Genomic DNA, 19,467 nt, shown 5'->3' with positions numbered 1-19,467 from the left:
TTTCTCATCTAGATGTCGAGTGGATCGACTTCCAGCGACCACTTTACGCGGGATTTCATCGCCCGCAGTTGTTCTACCCAGAGCCGCAGGAAGGCCTGCAGCGCGGGACGCGAGCTGGACTCTACCAGCAGCTGGGCGCGATCCACATTATGCACCCGGGTCATCGTCATCGGGATCGGGTCGTTGATCAGGATGGCGTCGCTCGGCAGGCAGTCGCGCGCCGCTTCCAGGAATTCGATCGCGATCGGCAGCTCCTTCGCCTCGGCGCGCAGCAAGGCCTGGTACATATAGGGCGGCAGCCCGGCCTCCTTGCGCTCTTCGAGCAGCTGGCCGGCGAAGCGTTCGTAATCGTGGCGCATCACCGCGCCGTACAGCGGGTGCTGCGCATACCGCGTCTGCACCAGCACCTCGGACGGCGCGCCGCCGCGGCCGGCGCGTCCCGCCACCTGCATCAGCTGGGCGAACAGGCGCTCGCTGGCGCGGTAATCCTGCGAGAACAGGGCGGTGTCGGGGTTCAGGATGCCGACCAGGGTCAGCTTCTTGAAGTCGTGGCCCTTGGCGACCATCTGCGTGCCGATCAGGATGTCCACCTCGCCCCGGTGCACGCTGTCGAAGGCGGCTTGCGCGCTGCCCTTCAGGCGCGTGGAATCGGCGTCGATGCGCAGGATGCGCGCCTCCGGGAACAAGGCGTGCAGATGCTCCTCTACCCGCTGGGTGCCGCGGCCCAGCGGCTGCAGGTCCACGTTGCCGCAGGTCGGGCAAGAGCGCGGGATGCGCAATTCGAGGCTGCAGTGGTGGCAGCGCAGCCGGTGCTCGGGCTTGTGCAGCACCATGAAGGCGGTGCAGCGGGTGCAGTTGCTGATCCAGCCGCAGGCGTCGCAGCTGATCACCGGGGCATAGCCGCGCCGGTTCAGGAACAGGAGCGACTGCTCGCCGCGCTCCAGCCGCCCGCGCAGGGCCGCCAGCACCTCGCTCGTCAGCCCGTCGCGCGCGCGGTCGCGCTCCATGTCCACCAGCCTGACTTTCGGCAGCACGGCGTCGCGCACGGCGCGCTCGCGCAGGTCCAGCCGCTTGTACCTGCCGGAGCGCGCGTGATGCCAGGATTCGAGCGATGGCGTGGCCGAACCGAGCACGATCGGGATCCCCAGCTGGTGCGCGCGCCACACCGCCAGGTCGCGCGCCGAATAGCGCAAGCCTTCCTGCTGCTTGTACGAAGGGTCGTGCTCTTCGTCGATCACGATCAGTTGCAGGTTCGGCAACGAAGCCAGGATCGCCAGCCGGGTGCCGAGCACGATGCGCGCCTGGCCGCTGTGCGCGGCCAGCCAGTGCAGCATGCGCTCGCCCTCGGACAGGCTGCTGTGCAGGGTGGCCAGCATCATGCCCGGGAAACGGGCCCGGATATTCCCTTCCAGCTGGGGCGTCAGGTTGATCTCGGGGACCATGATCAGGATCTGCGCCTGCGGGTCGCGCGCCAGCACCCGGGCGCAGGCCTGCAGGTAGACCTCGGTCTTGCCGCTGCCCGTCACGCCCCACAGCAGCAGCGGCGTGAAGCCGTCGGCGCCGCCGATCGCGTCGGCCGCCTCCTGCTGGGCGGGGTTCAGCACCGGCATGTCGACCGCCGTCGCATCCTGCTGGGGGTCGAGCTTGGCCAGTTTCTTCAGGGCGCGGTCCAGCGCCACCGTGGTGGGCACCCGCAGGTTCTTGGGCAGGCCGGGCAGCGCCACCTCGCCCAGCGGACGCTGGTAGTAGTCGGCGGCGAAGCGCGCCAGGGCGATCCAGCGCTCCGGCAGCGGGGATAGCTGGCTGCGCACGGCCAGCGCATCCTTCAGTTTTTCGGACGGGACGTCGGTCCGGTCCTTGACCGCGACGATCAGGGCCATGATTTCGCGGCGCGCAAACGGCACCAGCGCCAGCTGGCCGGGCAGCGGTTCTTCGCCCGGCCGGCATGGCCAGCGGTAGTCGAAACTGCTGTTCAGCGGAGTATCGAGCACGACTTCTAGGAAGCAATGCGTGCTATCGGTGCTGGTTGACAATCTGGGCCCTGTGCAAATCTGTGGAAAACTTTGTGAATAGCGTGGGGCTTGACCCCATCAAAGGTTTACGTTAGATCAAGTCGCAATCGATAATTCTCTAATTCAAGACAATTTTTTGCTTATGAATCAATGGCTTGCATATTCGTCCTCAGACCTGTTAACAAGCTCGAGCGCTTTTTCCGCGTTGTGCATAACTGGCCTATCCGGCGTGGAAAACTCGCTGCATTGCGTCACAAACTTAAGGCAATACTTGAAGAAGCGCGCTAAGTGCCGGTAAACCAAGCACTTTTCCCCATTATTAAAACGTCTGTTGATAACTTTGTGAACAAGAGCCGAATTTTGCTGAATTCTACTGGACAACCTTGTGGCGCAGGACGCACTCAGCACTAGATCGAATCAAAAAACGCTTATAAATCATCGATTTACGCTGACTAAGAAGATGCTGAGATGTCCACAGGAATTTTTACCCGCTTTTAGGAAGTTGTGAACAAGTGAGGAGCAAGACTGGCGGCCTTGTCAAGAGGGCCGCCATTCAGAGGGGAAAATTCAGCCGGCGCGCTGCTTGCGGCTGAAGCTGTGGACGGCGTCCACCATGGCGCTGACCGATTCCGGCGGCGTGAATTGCGAGATGCCGTGGCCCAGATTGAACACGTGGCCATGGCCGCTCGACGGCGCGCCATAGGCGGCCAGCGAGCGCTCGACTTCGGCGCGGATCTGGTCCGGCTCGGCGAACAGGATGGCCGGATCGAGATTGCCCTGCAGCGCCACGCGGTCGCCCACCAGCGCGCGCGCGCGGCCCAGGTTGACGGTCCAGTCCAGGCCCAGCGCGTCCGCGCCGATGTCGGCCATCTCGTCCAGCCAGATGCCGCCGCCCTTGGTGAAGACGATGGCCGGGATGCGCACGCCATCGTGTTCGCGGGTCAAGCCGGCGAGGATCTTGCGCATGTAATCCAGCGAGAATTCCTGGTAGGCGCCGTCGGCCAGCGCCCCGCCCCAGGAATCGAAGATCATCACGGCCTGGGCGCCGGCGTCGATCTGGGCGTTCAGGTACTGGGTCACGGCCTGCGCATTGATGTCCAGGATGCGGTGCATCAGGTCCGGACGGCTGTACAGCATCTTCTTGACCGTGTGGAATTCACGCGAGCCGCCGCCTTCGACCATATAGCAGGCCAGCGTCCACGGGCTGCCCGAGAAGCCGATCAGCGGCACGCGGCCATTGAGCGCGGTGCGGATCGAGGTCACGGCCTTGAACACATAGTCGAGCGAATCCATGTCCGGGACCGCCAGCGCGTTCACTTCGGATTCAAGGCGCAGCGGACGCTCGAACTTCGGGCCTTCGCCATCGGCGAAATACAGGCCCAGGCCCATCGCGTCCGGCACCGTCAGGATGTCCGAGAACAGGATCGACGCGTCCAGCGGATAGCGGTCGATCGGCTGCAGCGTGACTTCGGTGGCGTAATCGGGATTCTTCGCCAGCCCCAGGAACGAACCGGCGCGCGCGCGGGTGGCGCGGTATTCCGGCAGGTAGCGGCCCGCCTGGCGCATCAGCCACACCGGGGTGTAGTCGGTCGGCTGGCGCAACAGCGCACGCAGGAAGGTGTCGTTCTGGAGCGGGGCAAATTGTGGCATGGCTGACAAGGGCGTTGGTAAGGAAACGGCTATTATCGCATTCTTGGGCAAACACTATAATGCTCGTCCGACCAAGGAAAGAGCCCAGATCATGACGATTGCCACCAGCAAACAACCCCTGCCCTGCGGCGCCTGGCCGTCCCCGATCAGCGCCGCGGTGGTCGCCGCCGGCGCGGTGCCGCTGGCCCAGCTGATGCTCGACGGGCCGCGCATGGGCTGGCTCGAAGGCCGCGCCAGCGAGGGCGGACGCACGACGCTCATGGTCCACGACGCCAACGGCACGCGCGAGCTGACCCCGGCGCCCTTCAATGTGCGCAGCCGCGTCCATGAATACGGCGGCGGCGCCTGCCTGCTGGCCGGGGGCGCGGCCTGGTTCTCGCACCATGCGGACAACCGCCTGTACCGGGTCGACACGGATGGCCAGCCGGTCGCCGTGAGCGCCGAGGGTACGGGCCACCGCTTTGCCGACTTCGTGCTCGATGGCGCGCGCCGGCGCCTGATCTCGGTGCGCGAGGATCACTCGGCCGGCGCCACCTATCCCGTCAATACGCTGGCCGCGATCGGCTTCGATGGCGCCGAGACCGTGCTCGTGGACGGCAACGACTTCTATGCGGCGCCGCGCCTGTCGCCCGATGGCCGCCAGCTGGCCTGGCTGTGCTGGGACCATCCGCGCATGCCGTGGGAAGGCACGGAGTTGTGGCTGGCCGACGTGGCCGATGACGGTTCGCTGGTGAACGGCCGCCTGGTCGCGGGCGGCCCTGAAGAATCGATCTGCCAGCCCGAATGGTCGCCCGGCGGCGTGCTGCACTTCGTGTCGGACCGCAGCGGCTGGTGGAACCTGTACCGCTACGACCACGGCGTCGTGCACGCGCTGTGCCCGGTTGATGCCGAATTCGCCGGCCCCCACTGGAGCTTCGGCGGAGCGCTGTACGGCTTTCGCTCCGAGGACGAGATCGTGTGCGCCTACGTCGAACAAGGCGTCAGCCATCTGGCAAGGCTGGCGGGCGGCAATCTGCTGCCGCTGGAGTCGCCGTATGAAGAGATCCGCGAGCTGCGGGTGCAGGGCGACGTCGTGGCCCTGCTGGGCGGCGCGCCGACCATTGCGCCGGAGCTGGCGCGGATCGACCTGGAGACTGGCGCCAGCGAGGTGCTGGCCCACTCGATCCCGCAACTGCCGGCCACCGGCTACCTGTCAGTGCCGCTGGCGATCGGCTACCCAAGTGAGAACGGGCGCACTGCCTACGCTTTCTACTATGCGCCGACCAATGTCGATCATGCGCCCCCGGCCGGCGAACTGCCGCCGCTGATCGTGATCGGCCACGGCGGCCCGACCGGCATGGCGGCCAGCACCCTGAAGCTGTCCACCCAATACTGGACCAGCCGCGGCTTCGCCGTGCTCGACGTGAACTATGGAGGCAGCACCGGCTTCGGCCGCGCCTACCGCAACCTGCTCAAGCACCAGTGGGGCGTGGTCGACGTCGAGGATTGCGTGGCCGGCGCGCGCCACCTGGCGGCGCAAGGCGTCGTCGATCCCGAACGCCTGCTGATCCGCGGCAGCAGCGCCGGCGGCCTGACCGTGCTGTCCGCACTCAGCTTCCACGACGTGTTCAAGGCCGGCGCCAGCTACTACGGCGTGTCCGACCTGGCCGGCCTGGACGCCGATTCGCACAAATTCGAGTCGCACTACAACCAGTACCTGATCGCGCCGTCGGAAACCGCCGCAGCGGTGTACCGTGAGCGCTCGCCGATCCACCATACCGATAAACTGCGCCGGCCGATGATTTTCTTCCAGGGCCTGGACGACAAGGTGGTGCCGCCGCAGCAGTCCGAGAGCATGGTCGAGGCGCTGCGCGCGCGCAAGCTGCCGGTGGCCTACCTGACGCTCGAAGGCGAAGGCCATGGCTTGCGCAAGGCTTCCAGCGTGGTGCGCACGCTGGAAGCGGAGTTGTATTTCTACCTGCGCGTGTTCGGCATCCCGGTGCCGGCCGACCTGCCTGCGATCGAGATCGAGAACCTCGGATGATGGTGGAAGACGTCACTGCACGCCTGGACACCTGCACGGCGGAAGAACGCGCGCTGCTGGTCGTGCTGGCGATCGCGGGCGAGCCGATGGGCCGCCAGCGCATCCTGGAACATATGCGGGCGCTGGGCGTAGCGCTGCCGCTCGCCCAATGGGCCGAAGAACTGGCGCGCCTGCGCGAGCGCGGCCTGGTGGTCGACATGAGCGAGCGCGGCGTCGGCATCGCTCCCGAGCTGGCCTGGCCGGTGCTGGATGCGGCCCTCGACGATGGCCTGTTCGACAATGTGGCCGGCGCCTATGCCCAGGTGTCGACAGTACGCCGCGACTGGCAGGGCAACCTGATGCTGCGCACCTACCGCCAGGGCCTGGCCCTGCTGCGCATCGCCCTGCTCACCGGGCAGGAGCACGACGTCGTATTCCCGCTGCTCGATGCCTGCCAGCGCTGCCACGAGTCGAGCTACCTGCATCCGCTGGTCGACGTCTGCGCGCGCCCGTTCGCGCCGGCGCTGATGGAGCGCATCCATCCACGCATGCGCGAAGGCATCCTGCACATCCTGGTCATGCATGCGCGCAGCGAACCGGCGCTGGCGCCGGGCGTGCGCGAGTACGCCGAACGCCTGATACCGCGCAGCAGCCCCGAAAGCCCGCTACGCCGTTCGCTCGGCGAACATTACATCCTGTGCGGCCGCCTGGACGACGCCCTGTCTCTGGTGAACGAGATGAGCGATTCGCCCGGCCTGTTCCTGCGCAGCGTGGTGCAGGTGCTGCGCGACGATAGCGATGCGGGCCTGGCCGGCATCGATGCGTCGATCAAGCAGCTGCGCCGCGAAACCGGCAAGCGCAAGGCGGTATTCGACGGCCACTGCGCGCACATCGCGATGGCCGCCCTGCTGCGCAGCAGCGACCCGGGCCACCTCAAGCTGGCCGACGCCTGGCTCGAGATCGAGACGCGCGCGGTACAGCGGGCCGACAACGCGGTGTGGTTCCAGCTCGGCATGCTGCACGAGATCCAGCGCGGCACCGTCGACGCGGCACTGTTCGGCACGCGCAGCTGGGAGATGTCGCTGGAACCGACCGTGTTCCGCGCCCTGATCCATCACTGGCTGGCCCTGCCCTCACTGAACGCGCAAGGCGCGCGGCTGGAAGACATGCTGCTGCAATCCGAGGCGGCCGGCTTCGACCTGTGGTCGGCCCAGCTGGCCGGTGTGCTGGCGCAGATGGGCCAGGCCGGCCACCTGGCGCATGAACAACGTGCGAGCGAACTGCGGCGCAAGCGCCGCCTGCCCGACATGACCGGCTGGTTCGCGCGCGAGGAACCGTGGGAACGCCAGCTCAATGCCCTGATCAACCTGCAGCCGGCGGCGAACGTGGAGAACGTGCGCGAATCCAGGCTGGTCTGGCTGATCCGCTACGACCCGCACCTGGGCGTGCAAGAGCTGGAGCCGCGCGAGCAGAAGCGCGATGCGCAAGGCGGCTGGAGCCGCGGCCGCGCCATGGGCCTGAAACGCCTGGCCGAGGAAGGCGCCGGGCTCGACTTCCTGACCGCGCAAGACCTGCAGGCCGTGAACGCGATCGCCGGCCGCCGCTACTACGCCGGCAGCGGCATCCGTTTCGAGCTCGAGGTGCACAAGGCGCTGGCCGCCCTGGTCGGCCACCCGCTGCTGTTCTGGATGGATGCGCCGGGCACGCGGGTCGAGCTGCTGCCGGGCGAGCCGGAATTGCTGGTCAAGAAACTGGGCGACAAGGTGTCGATCGTGCTGAACCCGCCGGTAGAAGACAATGTTGGCGACGTCGTGGTCACGCGCGAGACGCCGACCCGCCTGCGCCTGGTGCACATCAGGGACGAGCACCGGCGCATCGCCGCCATCGTCGGCGAAGGCTTGACGGTGCCGATGGAAGCCGAACGCCGCGTGCTGCGCGCGATCGGCGCGGTGTCGTCGATCGTCACCGTGCAGTCGGACATCGGCGCCAGCAGCAGCGATATCGAGACCGTGCCGGCCGACCCGCGCCTGCACGTGCTGTTGCGTCCCTACCAGCATGGCATGCGCATGCAGCTGCTGGTGCGTCCCCTGCCGGGCGGCGCTTATTACGGCCCCGGCGAAGGCGCGGCCAATGTGATCGCCGACGTCGACGGCATCCGCACCGAAGCGCAGCGCGACCTGAACGCCGAACGCGAAGCCGAGCGCCAGCTGATCGGCACATGCCAGGCGCTCGAACACGCGGAACCGGACCACGGCGAATGGCTGCTCGGCCAGCCGCTCCTGGCATTGGAACTGGTCGACCAGCTGCGCGCGCTGGATGGCGAAGCGATCGTGGTCGCCTGGCCCGAGGGCGAAAAATTCAGGGTCACCAGGAAGGCCACGACGAAATCGGTGCGGGTGCAGATCCGGCGCGAACGCGACTGGTTCGCAGCCAGCGGCGACGTCGTGATCGACGAAGGCCGCGTGATGAACCTGCGCACCCTGCTGGAAAAGATCCAGGAGAGCGGCAGCCGCTTCGTGGCCCTGGGCGAGAACGAATACCTGGCCCTGTCCGACGAGCTGCACCGGCGCCTGACGGAGCTGGGCGCCTATGGAGAGTTGCATGGCGACGGCATCCGCACCCACGCGCTGGCCAGCTTCGCGCTGGACGAGCTGGCGCGTGAGGCCGGCCACGTCGACGCCGACAAGGCCTGGCAGGGGCACCTGGAACGCATGGCCGACAATGCCGCGTACCTGCCCGAGCTGCCATCCACCCTGCAGGCCGAGCTGCGCGATTACCAGGTCGACGGCTTTCAGTGGCTGGCGCGCCTGGCGCACTGGGGCGTGGGCGCCTGCCTGGCCGACGATATGGGTCTCGGCAAGACCTTGCAGGCGCTGGCGCTGCTGCTGACGCGCGCCAAGGACGGCCCGGCGCTGGTGGTGGCGCCGACCTCGGTGTGCCTGAACTGGATCGACGAGGCCGCCCGCTTCGCGCCGACCTTGAAGCTGCACCTGTTCGGTCCGGGCGAGCGCGCCGCGACGATCGACAACGCGGGGCCATTCGACGTGGTCGTGGTCAGCTACGGCCTGCTGCAGCTGGAAGCGGCGCGCTTCAAGGGCCGGCGCTGGCGCAGCATCGTGCTCGACGAAGCGCAGGCGGTCAAGAATATGCACACCAAGCGCTCGCAGGCGGTGATGGCGCTGCAGGGGGACTTCCGCATGGCGGCCACCGGCACGCCGCTGGAAAACCACCTGGGAGAATTGTGGAACCTGTTCCGCTTCATCAATCCGGGCCTGCTGGGCAGCGCCGACCAGTTCCAGCTGCGCTTTGCCGGCCCGATCGAGAAGGCGCAAGACAAACGCGCTGAGGCCGGCGCTAGATCCCGCCTGCGGCGCCTGACCGCGCCCTTCATCCTGCGCCGCACCAAGGCGCAAGTGCTGTCCGAGCTGCCGCCGCGCACCGAGATCGTGGTCCCGGTGGAACTGAGCGCAGAGGAGAACGCGCTGTATGAATCGCTGCGCCGCCAGGCGCTCGACAAGCTGGCCGCGCTCGAAGCGCCGGAAGGGCAAAAGGCGATCGAGATCCTGGCCGAGATGATGCGGCTGCGCCGCGCCTGCTGCAATCCCGAGCTGGTGGCGCCCGGCGCCGGCATCGCCAGCAGCAAGCTGGCGACGTTTGCGCGCCTGACCACCGACCTGCTCGAGAACCGGCACAAGGTGCTGGTGTTCAGCCAGTTCGTCGACCACCTGACCCTGATCCGCCAGTATCTCGACGCGCAGGGCATCGCCTACCAGTACCTGGACGGATCGACCCCGATCCAGGAACGCAAGCGCCGCGTGGATGCCTTCCAGGCCGGCGAGGGCGACCTGTTCCTCATCAGCCTGAAGGCGGGCGGCGTCGGCATCAACCTGACGGCGGCCGACTACGTGATCCACATGGACCCATGGTGGAACCCGGCGGTCGAGGACCAGGCCTCCGATCGCGCCCACCGCATGGGCCAGCAGCGGCCGGTGACCATCTACCGCCTGGTGGCGCGCGGCACGATCGAGGAAGGCATCGTCGACCTGCACCGCCACAAGCGCGACCTGGCCGACAGCCTGCTGGAAGGGACCGAGATGGCGGCGCGCATGTCGCCGGGGGATATGCTGGAGATGCTCAAGGCGGGGCTCGGACGCTAAGTTTGTCGATTCGTCAATGTTGGCATTCATGCGTGTCGGAATGTTTCAACCGTCCGCAAAGCATGGTTTTGATGCTAATCTGCACGCCTTCGCGCCTGCGCGCATCCAGACATCTCCTTAGTTACAGGGCTGAATAACGATGATGAAAACGAAAATCGCGCTGGCGGCCTTGCTGGCGTGTTTCGCACTGACGCCGGCCATCGCCGCCACCTCCAAGCCAGCCAAGGGCAAGGCCAAATCCTCGAAGGTCGTCAAGAAGAAGACCTCCAGCAAGGGCAAGAAGGCCCTGGTGGGCGCCGCTGCCGTCGGCGCCGGCGCTGCCGCTGCTGGTGCCGCCAGCGCGAACGCCGCTGAAGCACGCCTCGACCGCCGCATGTCGACCCTGAGCATGCAATACCTGACCGCCCTGTGGCGTGTGGATCCCGAGGGCGGCATCTATGTCGGCAAGTTCGACAACGCCGCCAACCTCACCATTCCGGACGCCGACACGCGGGCCAAGCAGCTGGCCTTCGCCAACGAGTGGCTGGAAAAATTCGGCAAGCTCGATCCCAAACAGCTGTCGCCGCGCTACCGCACCGACCTGGCCCTGCTGGTCAACAAGCTCGAGAAGGACCGCTGGCGCCTCTCCACCTGGCGCGAATACGAGTGGAATCCGTCGCAGTACAACGTCGCCGCGCCGCTCGACCTGATCCTGAACACCGACTACGCCGCCAAGCCGCAGCGCCTGCGCACCATCCTCAAGCGCCTGGCCGACGTGCCGGCCTATTACGCGGCGGCGCAGGCCTCCATCACCAACCCGACGCGCGAGCACACCCAGCTCGCGATCGGCCAGGCGCCGGGCACGATGGCCGTGTTGGCCGACCTGGGCCGTGCGGCCCAGGAATCGATCCTGACGGCGCAAGAGAAGGCGATCTTCGCCCAGCGCATCGCCAACGCCGGCAGCGCGGTGCTGGGCTACGTCGACTTCCTGAGCGGTGTCGAGAAGCGCCAGGCGGCCAGCGGCCAGGCGCGTCCCTTCCGCGCCGGCAAGGCGCTGTACGAGCAGAAGTTCGCGCTCGACATCCAGTCGTCCTCCAGCGCCGAGGAGACCTTCCGCAAGGCCCTGGTCACGCGCGAGGAACTGCTGTCGCATATGGACCGCATCTCGGACGAGCTGTGGCCGCGCTATATGGCGGGCGTCAACAAGCCACAGGACCGCTTCCAGAAGATCGGCATGATGATCGACAAGCTCTCGGCCCGCCACGTCGCGCGCGAGAACTTCTTTGCCGAGATCCGGCGCCAGATCCCGCAGCTGCAGGACTGGGTGATCAAGCACGACCTGCTGACCCTGGACCCGAGCAAGCCGCTCGAGGTGCGCGAAACGCCGATGTACCAGCGCGGCGTGGCCGGCGCCAGCATCGATGCACCGGGCCCTTACCGCTCCAAGGACAAGACGTATTACAACGTCACGCCGATGGACAACCTCACGCCGGAACAGGCCGAGAGCAGCCTGCGCGAGTACAACGAGTGGATCCTGCAGATCCTGAACATCCACGAGGCGATCCCCGGCCACTACGCGCAACTGGTGCACGCCAACCGCTCGCCTTCCTTGATCAAGTCGCTGTTCGGCAATGGCGCCATGGTCGAAGGCTGGGCCGTGTATGGCGAACGCATGATGCTCGAATCGGGCTACGGCGACAACGCGCCCGAGATGTGGCTGATGTACTCGAAGTGGAATCTGCGCAGCGTGACCAACACCATCCTCGACTACAGCGTGCACGTGAACGGCATGGGGCAAGAGGCGGCGATCGACCTGCTTACCCGCCAGGCCTTCCAGACGCGCCAGGAAGCCGACGAAAAATGGCGCCGCGTGACCCTGACCTCGGTGCAGCTGACCAGCTACTTCAGCGGCTACCACCAGATCATGGAATTGCGCGAGCGCCGCAAGCAGCAGCTGGGCGAGCGCTTCCAGCTGAAACAATTCCACGACCAGTTCCTCAGCTACGGCAATGCGCCGGTCAAGATGATCTCGGAACTGATGCAGTAACCCTCTCTGCATGGCCCTCATTGTCCATGATGGCCGTGCAAAAACGCACAAGCGGCGTGCTCGCGCGCCCGCTTGTGCGCCCCGTCTCCCGAACTATGATGAATGTGGCAGGCCGGCCCCGGCCAGCCCACGACAATCATATTCGGAGACACGCATGCAGCCCTTCCACCAACGAGCGGCGCAAGCCGCGATCTGCCTGGCGCTCTGCGCGCCGTTCACTTCTTCCCTCGCACAAACCCCGGTCCAGGCCGGCCCCGGCGCCTGGAGCGCCAACCAGGTCTGGGCCAGCGACACCACCCATGGCGGCGCCCTGAGCGGCTACTACTACTGGCCGGCCACGCCGCCGGTCCTGGACAACAAGCGCGCGCTGGTGCTGGTGCTGCACGGCTGCGCGCAGACCGCCGGCGGCGACGTGATCAACGGCAGCGGCGACGCCGGCTACAACTGGAAGGCGGTGGCGGACCAATATGGCGCGGTGATCCTGGCGCCGAACGCCACCGGCAACGTCTACGGCACCCACTGCTGGGACTGGGCCGCCACCAACCGCAGCCGTTCCTATGGTCACACCGCGGTGCTGCTCGACCTGATCAACCGCTTCCTCTCCAACCCGCAGTACGCGATCGATCCGAAACAGGTGTACGTGGCCGGCCTGTCCTCGGGCGGCGCCAAGGCCATGGTGCTGGGCTGCACCGCGCCCAAGCTGTTCGCCGGCCTGGGCCTCTCTGCCGCGCCGCCGCCGGGAGTGACCACCGGCCAGATCTCGCTGGTCCCATCGGGCTACAGCTCGACCACCGCCGCCAATGCCTGTTCGGCCATGGCCGGCAGCGCATCCGGACATTTCGCGACCCAGGTCACCGGCGTGATCTGGGGCACGAGCGACTACACGGTGGCGCAAGCCTATGGTCCACTGGACGCCGCCGCCATGCGCCAGGTGTATGGCGGCGCCTGGACGCAGGGCCCGGCGGTGACCGTGCCGGGCAGCGGCAGCAATGTGGAATACACGGACGCGAACGGCAAGGTGCGCACGTCGCAGATCACGGTAACAGGGCTAGCCCACGCCTGGCCGGCCGGCACGGGCGGCCAGAACGCCAACTACGTGAATGCGACCCGCGTGAACTACCCGGCCTTCATCATGGATTTCTGGTTCAACAAGAACCTGCGGGTGTCGCAGGCGCCGGCGCCCGTGATGGCCTCGTGCAGCGCCAGCGTGTCGGGGTCGACGGTCACGGTGAACGGCGCCGCCAGTTTCGCCGAAGGGTCGATCGCCGGCTACCGGGTGCTGCTCAATGGGCCGTCGCCGGTCGACGACGCTGCGGCCGGCAGCGGCGCGGCGTTCAGCAAGGCCTATGCGAACCGCGCCGACGGCAGCTACGGCGGCAGCGTGACGGCCATCGGCAATAACGGACAAACGTCGAATGCCTGCGCCATCCCCGCCTTCCAGGTGGGCACGGGCACGCCGCCGCCGGTGTTCACCTGCACGACCAGCCTGGCCAGCAACTACGCCCACGTGCAGGCGGGGCGAGCCCACGCGAGCGGCGGCTATGCGCTCGCCAACGGCTCGAACCAGAACATGGGCCTGTACAACACCTTCTTCACCAGCACGCTGGCGCAGACGGCGCAGGGGTATTACGTCGTGGGGAATTGTCCGTAACGCCGGGGCGGATGCCCGGCGCTATCGTTATGCGGTTTCTTCCGGCGCGCGGGTGGCGCGCGCGAACATCGGCGCTACCAGCAGGCCCAGCTCATAGAGCAGGCACATCGGGATGGCCAGGGCCAGCTGGCTGACCACGTCCGGTGGAGTGACGATGGCGGCGATGACGAAGGCGCCGACGATCACGTAGGAACGGACCGCGCGCAGCTTCTCGAGGCTGACCACGCCCATGCGCACCAGGATCACGACCACCACCGGCACCTCGAACGAGGCGCCGAAGGCCAGGCACATCGACATCACGAAATCGAGGTAGTTTTCGATATCGGGCATGACCGCGATCGAGGTCGGCGCGAATTCGCCGATGAAGTGGAACACGCGGCCGAACACGAAGAAGTAGCAGAACGCCACGCCGGCGATGAACAGCAGCGAGGACGAGATCACCAGCGGCAGCACCAGGCGCTTTTCGTGGGCGTACAGGCCGGGCGCGATGAAGGCCCAGGCCTGGTAGAACACCCAGGGCAGCGCCAGGATGAAGGACAGCAGCAGGGTGACCTTCATCGGCACCAGGAACGGCGAGATGACGCCGGTGGCGATCATGGTCGAGCCGGGCGGCATCGAGGCGATCATCGGCGCGGCGATCAGGTCGTAGATATGCGACGGCCCCGGCCACGCCATCAGCACGGCGCACACGATCGCGATCCCGATCGAGGCCTTGACCAGGCGGTCACGCAGCTCGACCAGGTGCGAGATGAAAGTGTCTTCGCCGGCGGCTTGCTCTGTCATTTAGAAGAAAGAAGAATTGGATTTGCTGGCGCTGCCGGGGCGGAACTTGCGCACCCGGGCGGCGCCCGACATCACATGGCGCTTGGTGCCATGGCGGTTCTTGTACCAGGCCGGCACGCTCGAGGTGCGCACCAGCTTCTTGCGGCGGAAGTCCTTGGCCTTGCGGTCGATGTCGGCCACGGTCGGCGCGATCGTGTTGCCGGCGTCGTGGGACGCGCGGCCATCCCACAGGGCTTCGACCTCGTCGACGTGGCTGGTGACGGACGACTCAAAATCGCTGGTGGCCGATTCGACCTCGCTCTTGAACGATTGCGCCTTCTCCTGCACTTCCTTGTGCAGGTTGCGCAGCTCGTCGAGCTCGATCTCGCGGCTGACCTCGGACTTCACGTCGTGCAGGTAACGCTGGGCGCGGCCGTAGAGCGTCCCGGCCATGCGCGCCACCTTGGGCAGCTTTTCAGGGCCGATCACGATCAGGGCGACCACGCCGATGATCGCGATTTTCGACAGTCCAAGATCGATCATGGAACTCGCGGCTTACAGGCGGGTCTTGTCGCGGGCTTCCACGTCGATGGTCGACTTGTCGGCCACCTGCTGGGCCGGCTGGGCTGGCGCCGCCGGATTCGCTTCTGCAGCTTTCTCTTCGTCGCCCTTCACGCCGTCCTTGAAGCCCTTGACGGCCTTGCCGAGGTCGGAACCCATATTGCCGATCTTCTTGGTGCCGAAGATCAGCATCACGACCACCAGCACGATGACCCAGTGCCAAATACTCAAACCACCCATGTTATTCTCCTAGCAAGGCGCATGCGCCTGAAAAAATCGGGGAAAGCGTCTACCTCAGTATACGCGATGCGGGGGCACTCTGCCCCCTTGAAACTTAGTCCTGGCTTAGAGCCCGCTTCACAGTCCGAGACCGCGCCACGGACGCGGGCCGCCGTACATATGCAGGTGCAGGTGATACACCTCCTGCCCGCCATCCGGACCGGTATTGATCAGCGTCTTGAAGCCGCCGTTCGGCTTGCCGTCGGCGCCGGTCTTGACGTCAATACCATTTTCTTTTGCAAGCTTCGGCGCCAGCGCCAGCATCTTGCCCAGCACCGACGCGTGTTCCTCGGTGCAATCGGACAAGGTGGACACGTGCTGCTTCGGGATCACCAGCAGGTGCACCGGCGCCGCCGGGTTGATGTCCTTGAATGCCAGCACGTCCTCGTCTTCATAGACGACGGCGGCCGGAATCTGCTTGGCGACGATCTTGCAAAAAATGCAGTTATCCATCTTGTCTCCAGATTATTACAACATTTCAAGGACTTACAGACCATGAAGCCGAGGCATCGTATCAGCGCCTCGTGACATCGCTATGACGGCAAGAAACCGATTATGACACCGGAAGGGGCGTGACGCACAGTGAGCAGGTGCTCACTTGCAACGCCTCCGGCATATTATTCCTTGCGTGCAGCTTTTTCGGCAATGCCGGACACGCCTTCGCGCCGCGCCAGCTCGTCCAGCACCTGTTGCGGCGTGAGGTCGAACTTGGCCAGCAACACCATCGAATGGAACCACAGGTCGGCGCATTCATACAGCACCTTCGATGGATCGTTCGCGACGCGCGCGTCCTTGGCCGCCATCACCAGCTCGGTGGCTTCCTCGCCGATCTTCTTGAGGATGGCATCGTCGCCCTTGGCGAACAGCTTGGCGACATACGAGGTCGCAGGGTCGCCGCCGTGCTCGGGCTTGCGCGATTCGATCACGGCCGCGACACGGGCCAGGGTAACGCTCATGGGGTCTTCTTCTTGTCCGGGGAATAAATGGTGTCGGGATCCTGCAGCACCGGTTCGACGCTGTGCCAGTCGCCATTGTCGTACTTCTGGAAGAAGCAGGAATGGCGGCCGGTATGGCAGGCGATGCCGCCCACCTGCTCGATCTTGAGCAAGACCACGTCTTCGTCGCAATCCAGGCGGATCTCGCTCACCTTCTGGATGTGGCCGGACTCTTCGCCCTTGTGCCACAGCTTCTTGCGCGAGCGGCTCCAGTACACGGCTTCGCCCGTCTCGACGGTGCGCGTGAGCGCTTCGCGGTTCATCCAGGCGAACATCAATATGTCGCCGGTCGCCGCTTCCTGGGCGATCACCGGCACCAGGCCGTGCTCGTCCCAGCGCACCTTGTTGAGCCACTTGGCATTGGTCGGCATGTGGCTTCCTTAATCGAGGCGCATCGGGATGCCGCGGTCAGCCATGAAGCGCTTGGCCTCGCCGACCGTGTGCTGCCCGTAGTGGAAGATGCTGGCGGCCAGCACCGCGTCGGCATGCCCTTCGAGCACGCCGTCGGCCAGGTCTTGCAGGCCGCCGACGCCGCCGGAAGCGATGACGGGGATGCCCACGGCGTCCGAGACGGCGCGGGTCAGGCCCAGGTCGAAGCCGATCTTGGTGCCGTCGCGGTCCATCGAAGTGAGCAGCAACTCACCGGCGCCGAGGCTCTCCATCTTGCGCGCCCATTCCACCGCGTCGAGACCGGTGGCATTGCGGCCGCCATGGGTGAACACCTGCCATTTGCCGGGACTGGTCTGTTTGGCGTCGATCGCCACCACGATGCACTGCGAGCCATGCTTGTTGGCGGCGTCGAACACCAGTTGCGGATTGGTGACGGCAGAGGTGTTCATGCTGACCTTGTCGGCGCCGGCATTGAGCAGGCGGCGCACGTCCTCGACCTTGCGCACGCCGCCACCGACGGTGAGCGGGATGAACACGGTCGAGGCGACGGCTTCGATGATCGGCAGGATCAGGTCGCGGCCGTCGCTGGAGGCGGTGATGTCGAGGAAGGTGATCTCGTCGGCGCCCTGCCCGTCGTAGCGGCGCGCGATCTCGACCGGGTCGCCGGCATCGCGCAGCTCGGTGAAATTGACGCCCTTGACCACGCGGCCGCCGGTGACGTCCAGGCAGGGGATGATGCGTTTGGCTAGCATAGTCGTTCTCTGCGTTGACCCAAAAACCGTCATCCCCGCGAAGGCGGGGACCCAAGTTTTACGCATAGTGGAAATGCATTCAGTACCACTCAGCATGCAACCTTGGGTTCCCGCCTGCGCGGGAACGACGTGTTCAGGTCTGCGCCCCTTCCGTCAGTTCATCGGCGCGGTCCTGGGCCGAGGCCAGGTCGAGCGTGCCTTCGTAGATCGAACGGCCGCAGATCACGCCTTCGATGCCTTCGTCCTGCACCGCGCACAGCGCTTCGACGTCGGCCAGCACGTGCACGCCGCCCGAGGCGATCACGGGAATCTTCACCGCGCGCGCCAGCTTGACGGTCGCCTCGATGTTCACGCCGGCCATCATGCCGTCGCGGCCGATGTCGGTGTAGATGATCGATTCGACGCCGTAGCCTTCGAATTTCTTGGCCAGGTCGATGACTTCGTGGCCCGACATCTTGCTCCAGCCATCGGTCGCGACCTTGCCGTCCTTGGCGTCCAGGCCGACGATGATGTGGCCCGGGAAGGCGCCGCAGGCGTCGTGCAGGAAGCCCGGGTTCTTGACCGCGGCGGTGCCGACGATGATGTAGCTGATGCCGTCGTCCAGGTAGCGCTCGATGGTGTCGAGGTCGCGGATGCCGCCGCCCAGCTGGACCGGGATCTCGTCCAGGCCGTTGTCTTCGGCGTATTCCTGCACTACCTGCAGGATCGATTTGATGGCGCTCTCGTTCTTCGGTTTGCCCGCGAATGCGCCGTTCAGGTCGACCAGGTGCAGGCGCCGCGCGCCCTTCTTGAGCCAATGCAGCGCCATGTCGGCGGGATCTTCGGAAAACACGGTGGCGAGGTCCATATCGCCTTGTTTCAGGCGAACGCAGTGACCGTCTTTCAGGTCGATGGCGGGGATCAGCAGCATGGTCGTTGTCGGTTGGTTGACGGGTTAAATCGGAGACGCGGAATCAAGGATTCCAGTGGATGAAATTGCGGTACAGGCGCAGCCCGGCGGCGGCGCTCTTTTCGGGGTGGAACTGGGTGGCGACGATATTATCGCGGCCGACGGCGCAGCAGAACGGCGCGCCGTAGTCGGTCTCGCCGATCACGTCGTCACGGTTCTGCGGCGCTGCGTAATAGCTATGCACGAAGTAGAAATAGCTGCCGTCCTCGACGCCTTCCCACAGCGGGTGGGGGCGCGCCTGGCGCACTCGGTTCCAGCCCATCTGCGGGACCTTGAAGCGCGAGCCATCGGCCTGCAATTTTCCATCCAGCTGGAACCGCACCACCTTGCCGGGCAACAGGCCCAGGCCGGGCGTGCCTTCGTTTTCTTCGCTCTCCTCGAACAGCATCTGCTCGCCCACGCACACGCCCATGATCGGACGGGTCCTGGCGGCGCGCAGCAGCGCGTCCTCGAGGCCGGATGCACGCAGGCTGTTCATGCAGTCACGCATGGCGCCCTGGCCCGGCAGCACGATGCGGTCGGCGCGGTCGATATCCGCGGCCGAGCTGGAAATGAGGACGTCGGCCTCGGGCGCGGCGGCGCGCAGGGCCTGCGCCACCGAGCGCAGGTTACCGAGTCCATCGACGACGACGATCTTGTTGGCCATGATTACAGGCTGCCCTTGGTCGACGGGATGATGCCGGCCGCACGCGGGTCCAGCTCGGTGGCCATGCGCAGCGCGCGGCCGAAGGCCTTGAACACGGTTTCGCACTGGTGGTGGGCATTCACACCGCGCAGGTTGTCGATGTGCAGGGTGACGGCCGCGTGGTTCACGAAGCCGCGGAAGAATTCGCCCGTCAGGTCGACGTCGAAGGCGCCGATCATGGCGCGCGTCCATGGCACATGCAATTCCAGGCCAGGACGGCCCGAGAAATCGATCACCACGCGCGACAGCGCCTCGTCCAGCGGCACATACGAGTGGCCGTAGCGCACGATGCCCTTCTTGTCGCCGATCGCCTTGGCCACGGCCATGCCCAGCGTGATGCCGACGTCTTCCACCGTGTGGTGGGCGTCGATGTGCAGGTCGCCCACGGCCTCGACCTCGAGGTCGAACATGCCGTGGCGCGCGATCTGGTCGAGCATATGGTCGAGGAAGGGGACGCCGGTATTGAGCTTCTGGCGGCCGGTGCCGTCGAGGTTGATCGAGACGCGGATCTGCGTCTCGTTGGTATTGCGCGTAATGTCGGCGGTGCGGGTCATTGCTCAGGGCGTTCGTGGCCGGTCTCTCGCTGGGGAGAGGCC

16 protein-coding genes are annotated in these 19,467 nt (G+C 66.1%); 4 read left to right on the top strand and 12 right to left on the bottom strand.

The annotated features are described in order from the left end of the window. Positions 1–8: 8 nt before the first annotated feature. Positions 9–2,033: a primosomal protein N' gene (locus AC3A6F_RS20895; RefSeq protein WP_487684410.1), complete on the bottom strand. Its 2,025-nt coding sequence runs from the start codon at positions 2,031–2,033 to the stop codon at positions 9–11. Between the two features lie 546 nt (positions 2,034–2,579). Further along, positions 2,580–3,662, bottom strand: a complete 1,083-nt coding sequence (gene hemE, locus AC3A6F_RS20890) for a uroporphyrinogen decarboxylase (RefSeq protein WP_487684407.1) — start codon at positions 3,660–3,662, stop codon at positions 2,580–2,582. A 91-nt stretch (positions 3,663–3,753) separates the two neighbouring features. Between hemE and AC3A6F_RS20885 the strand changes: the two genes are divergently transcribed. The 4 genes from AC3A6F_RS20885 to AC3A6F_RS20870 all read left to right on the top strand — a co-directional run bounded on the left by AC3A6F_RS20885 (position 3,754) and on the right by AC3A6F_RS20870 (position 13,498). Next, complete coding sequence (locus AC3A6F_RS20885; protein ID WP_487684404.1) at positions 3,754–5,685, top strand: dipeptidyl-peptidase 5; 1,932 nt, start codon at positions 3,754–3,756, stop codon at positions 5,683–5,685. Next, on the top strand, positions 5,682–9,821 hold the full coding sequence (locus AC3A6F_RS20880) for a DEAD/DEAH box helicase (protein ID WP_487684400.1): 4,140 nt from the start codon (positions 5,682–5,684) through the stop codon (positions 9,819–9,821). Before AC3A6F_RS20885 ends, AC3A6F_RS20880 begins: the two co-directional genes overlap by 4 nt. A 139-nt stretch (positions 9,822–9,960) precedes the next feature. Next, positions 9,961–11,847 carry a DUF885 domain-containing protein gene (locus AC3A6F_RS20875; RefSeq protein WP_487684397.1) on the top strand — a complete coding sequence of 629 codons (1,887 nt, stop codon included), beginning with the start codon at positions 9,961–9,963 and terminating at the stop codon, positions 11,845–11,847. Positions 11,848–12,001: 154 nt separating this feature from the next. Then, a complete protein-coding gene (locus tag AC3A6F_RS20870; RefSeq protein WP_487684395.1) occupies positions 12,002–13,498 on the top strand; it encodes an extracellular catalytic domain type 1 short-chain-length polyhydroxyalkanoate depolymerase in 1,497 nt (498 codons plus the stop codon). Positions 13,499–13,525: 27 nt separating this feature from the next. On the opposite strand, the gene tatC is transcribed toward AC3A6F_RS20870, so the two are convergent. The 10 genes from tatC to hisB all read right to left on the bottom strand — a co-directional run bounded on the left by tatC (position 13,526) and on the right by hisB (position 19,425). Beyond that, entirely contained in the window at positions 13,526–14,281 is a 756-nt protein-coding gene (gene tatC / locus AC3A6F_RS20865; RefSeq protein WP_487684392.1) for a twin-arginine translocase subunit TatC, read from the bottom strand. Continuing rightward, entirely contained in the window at positions 14,282–14,803 is a 522-nt protein-coding gene (gene tatB, locus AC3A6F_RS20860; RefSeq protein WP_320474560.1) for a Sec-independent protein translocase protein TatB, read from the bottom strand. A 12-nt stretch (positions 14,804–14,815) separates the two neighbouring features. After that, positions 14,816–15,061 carry a Sec-independent protein translocase subunit TatA gene (gene tatA / locus AC3A6F_RS20855; RefSeq protein WP_320474561.1) on the bottom strand — a complete coding sequence of 82 codons (246 nt, stop codon included), beginning with the start codon at positions 15,059–15,061 and terminating at the stop codon, positions 14,816–14,818. Between the two features lie 117 nt (positions 15,062–15,178). Then, on the bottom strand, positions 15,179–15,553 hold the full coding sequence (locus tag AC3A6F_RS20850) for a histidine triad nucleotide-binding protein (RefSeq protein WP_123068021.1): 375 nt from the start codon (positions 15,551–15,553) through the stop codon (positions 15,179–15,181). Positions 15,554–15,717: 164 nt separating this feature from the next. Beyond that, a complete protein-coding gene (locus tag AC3A6F_RS20845; protein WP_320474563.1) occupies positions 15,718–16,056 on the bottom strand; it encodes a phosphoribosyl-ATP diphosphatase in 339 nt (112 codons plus the stop codon). Further along, positions 16,053–16,466: a phosphoribosyl-AMP cyclohydrolase gene (gene hisI / locus AC3A6F_RS20840; RefSeq protein WP_314436239.1), complete on the bottom strand. Its 414-nt coding sequence runs from the start codon at positions 16,464–16,466 to the stop codon at positions 16,053–16,055. The genes AC3A6F_RS20845 and hisI overlap by 4 nt, the downstream gene beginning before the upstream one ends. A gap of 9 nt (positions 16,467–16,475) precedes the next feature. Further along, complete coding sequence (hisF, locus tag AC3A6F_RS20835; protein WP_487684385.1) at positions 16,476–17,237, bottom strand: imidazole glycerol phosphate synthase subunit HisF; 762 nt, start codon at positions 17,235–17,237, stop codon at positions 16,476–16,478. Positions 17,238–17,370: 133 nt separating this feature from the next. Continuing rightward, a complete protein-coding gene (hisA, locus tag AC3A6F_RS20830; protein WP_320474565.1) occupies positions 17,371–18,147 on the bottom strand; it encodes a 1-(5-phosphoribosyl)-5-[(5-phosphoribosylamino)methylideneamino]imidazole-4-carboxamide isomerase in 777 nt (258 codons plus the stop codon). A 43-nt stretch (positions 18,148–18,190) separates the two neighbouring features. After that, a complete protein-coding gene (gene hisH, locus AC3A6F_RS20825; protein ID WP_487684382.1) occupies positions 18,191–18,832 on the bottom strand; it encodes an imidazole glycerol phosphate synthase subunit HisH in 642 nt (213 codons plus the stop codon). A gap of 2 nt (positions 18,833–18,834) precedes the next feature. Then, the gene (hisB, locus tag AC3A6F_RS20820) at positions 18,835–19,425 is read right to left on the bottom strand and encodes an imidazoleglycerol-phosphate dehydratase HisB (RefSeq protein WP_109345845.1); all 591 of its coding nucleotides are present in this window, start codon (positions 19,423–19,425) and stop codon (positions 18,835–18,837) included. Between the last annotated feature and the right edge of the window lie 42 nt (positions 19,426–19,467).

Source organism: Massilia sp. Soil_C_3 (assembly GCF_057657035.1).
The sequence above is the reverse complement of the archived record's forward strand: the minus strand, read 5'-3'. Positions and strand labels throughout refer to the sequence as shown.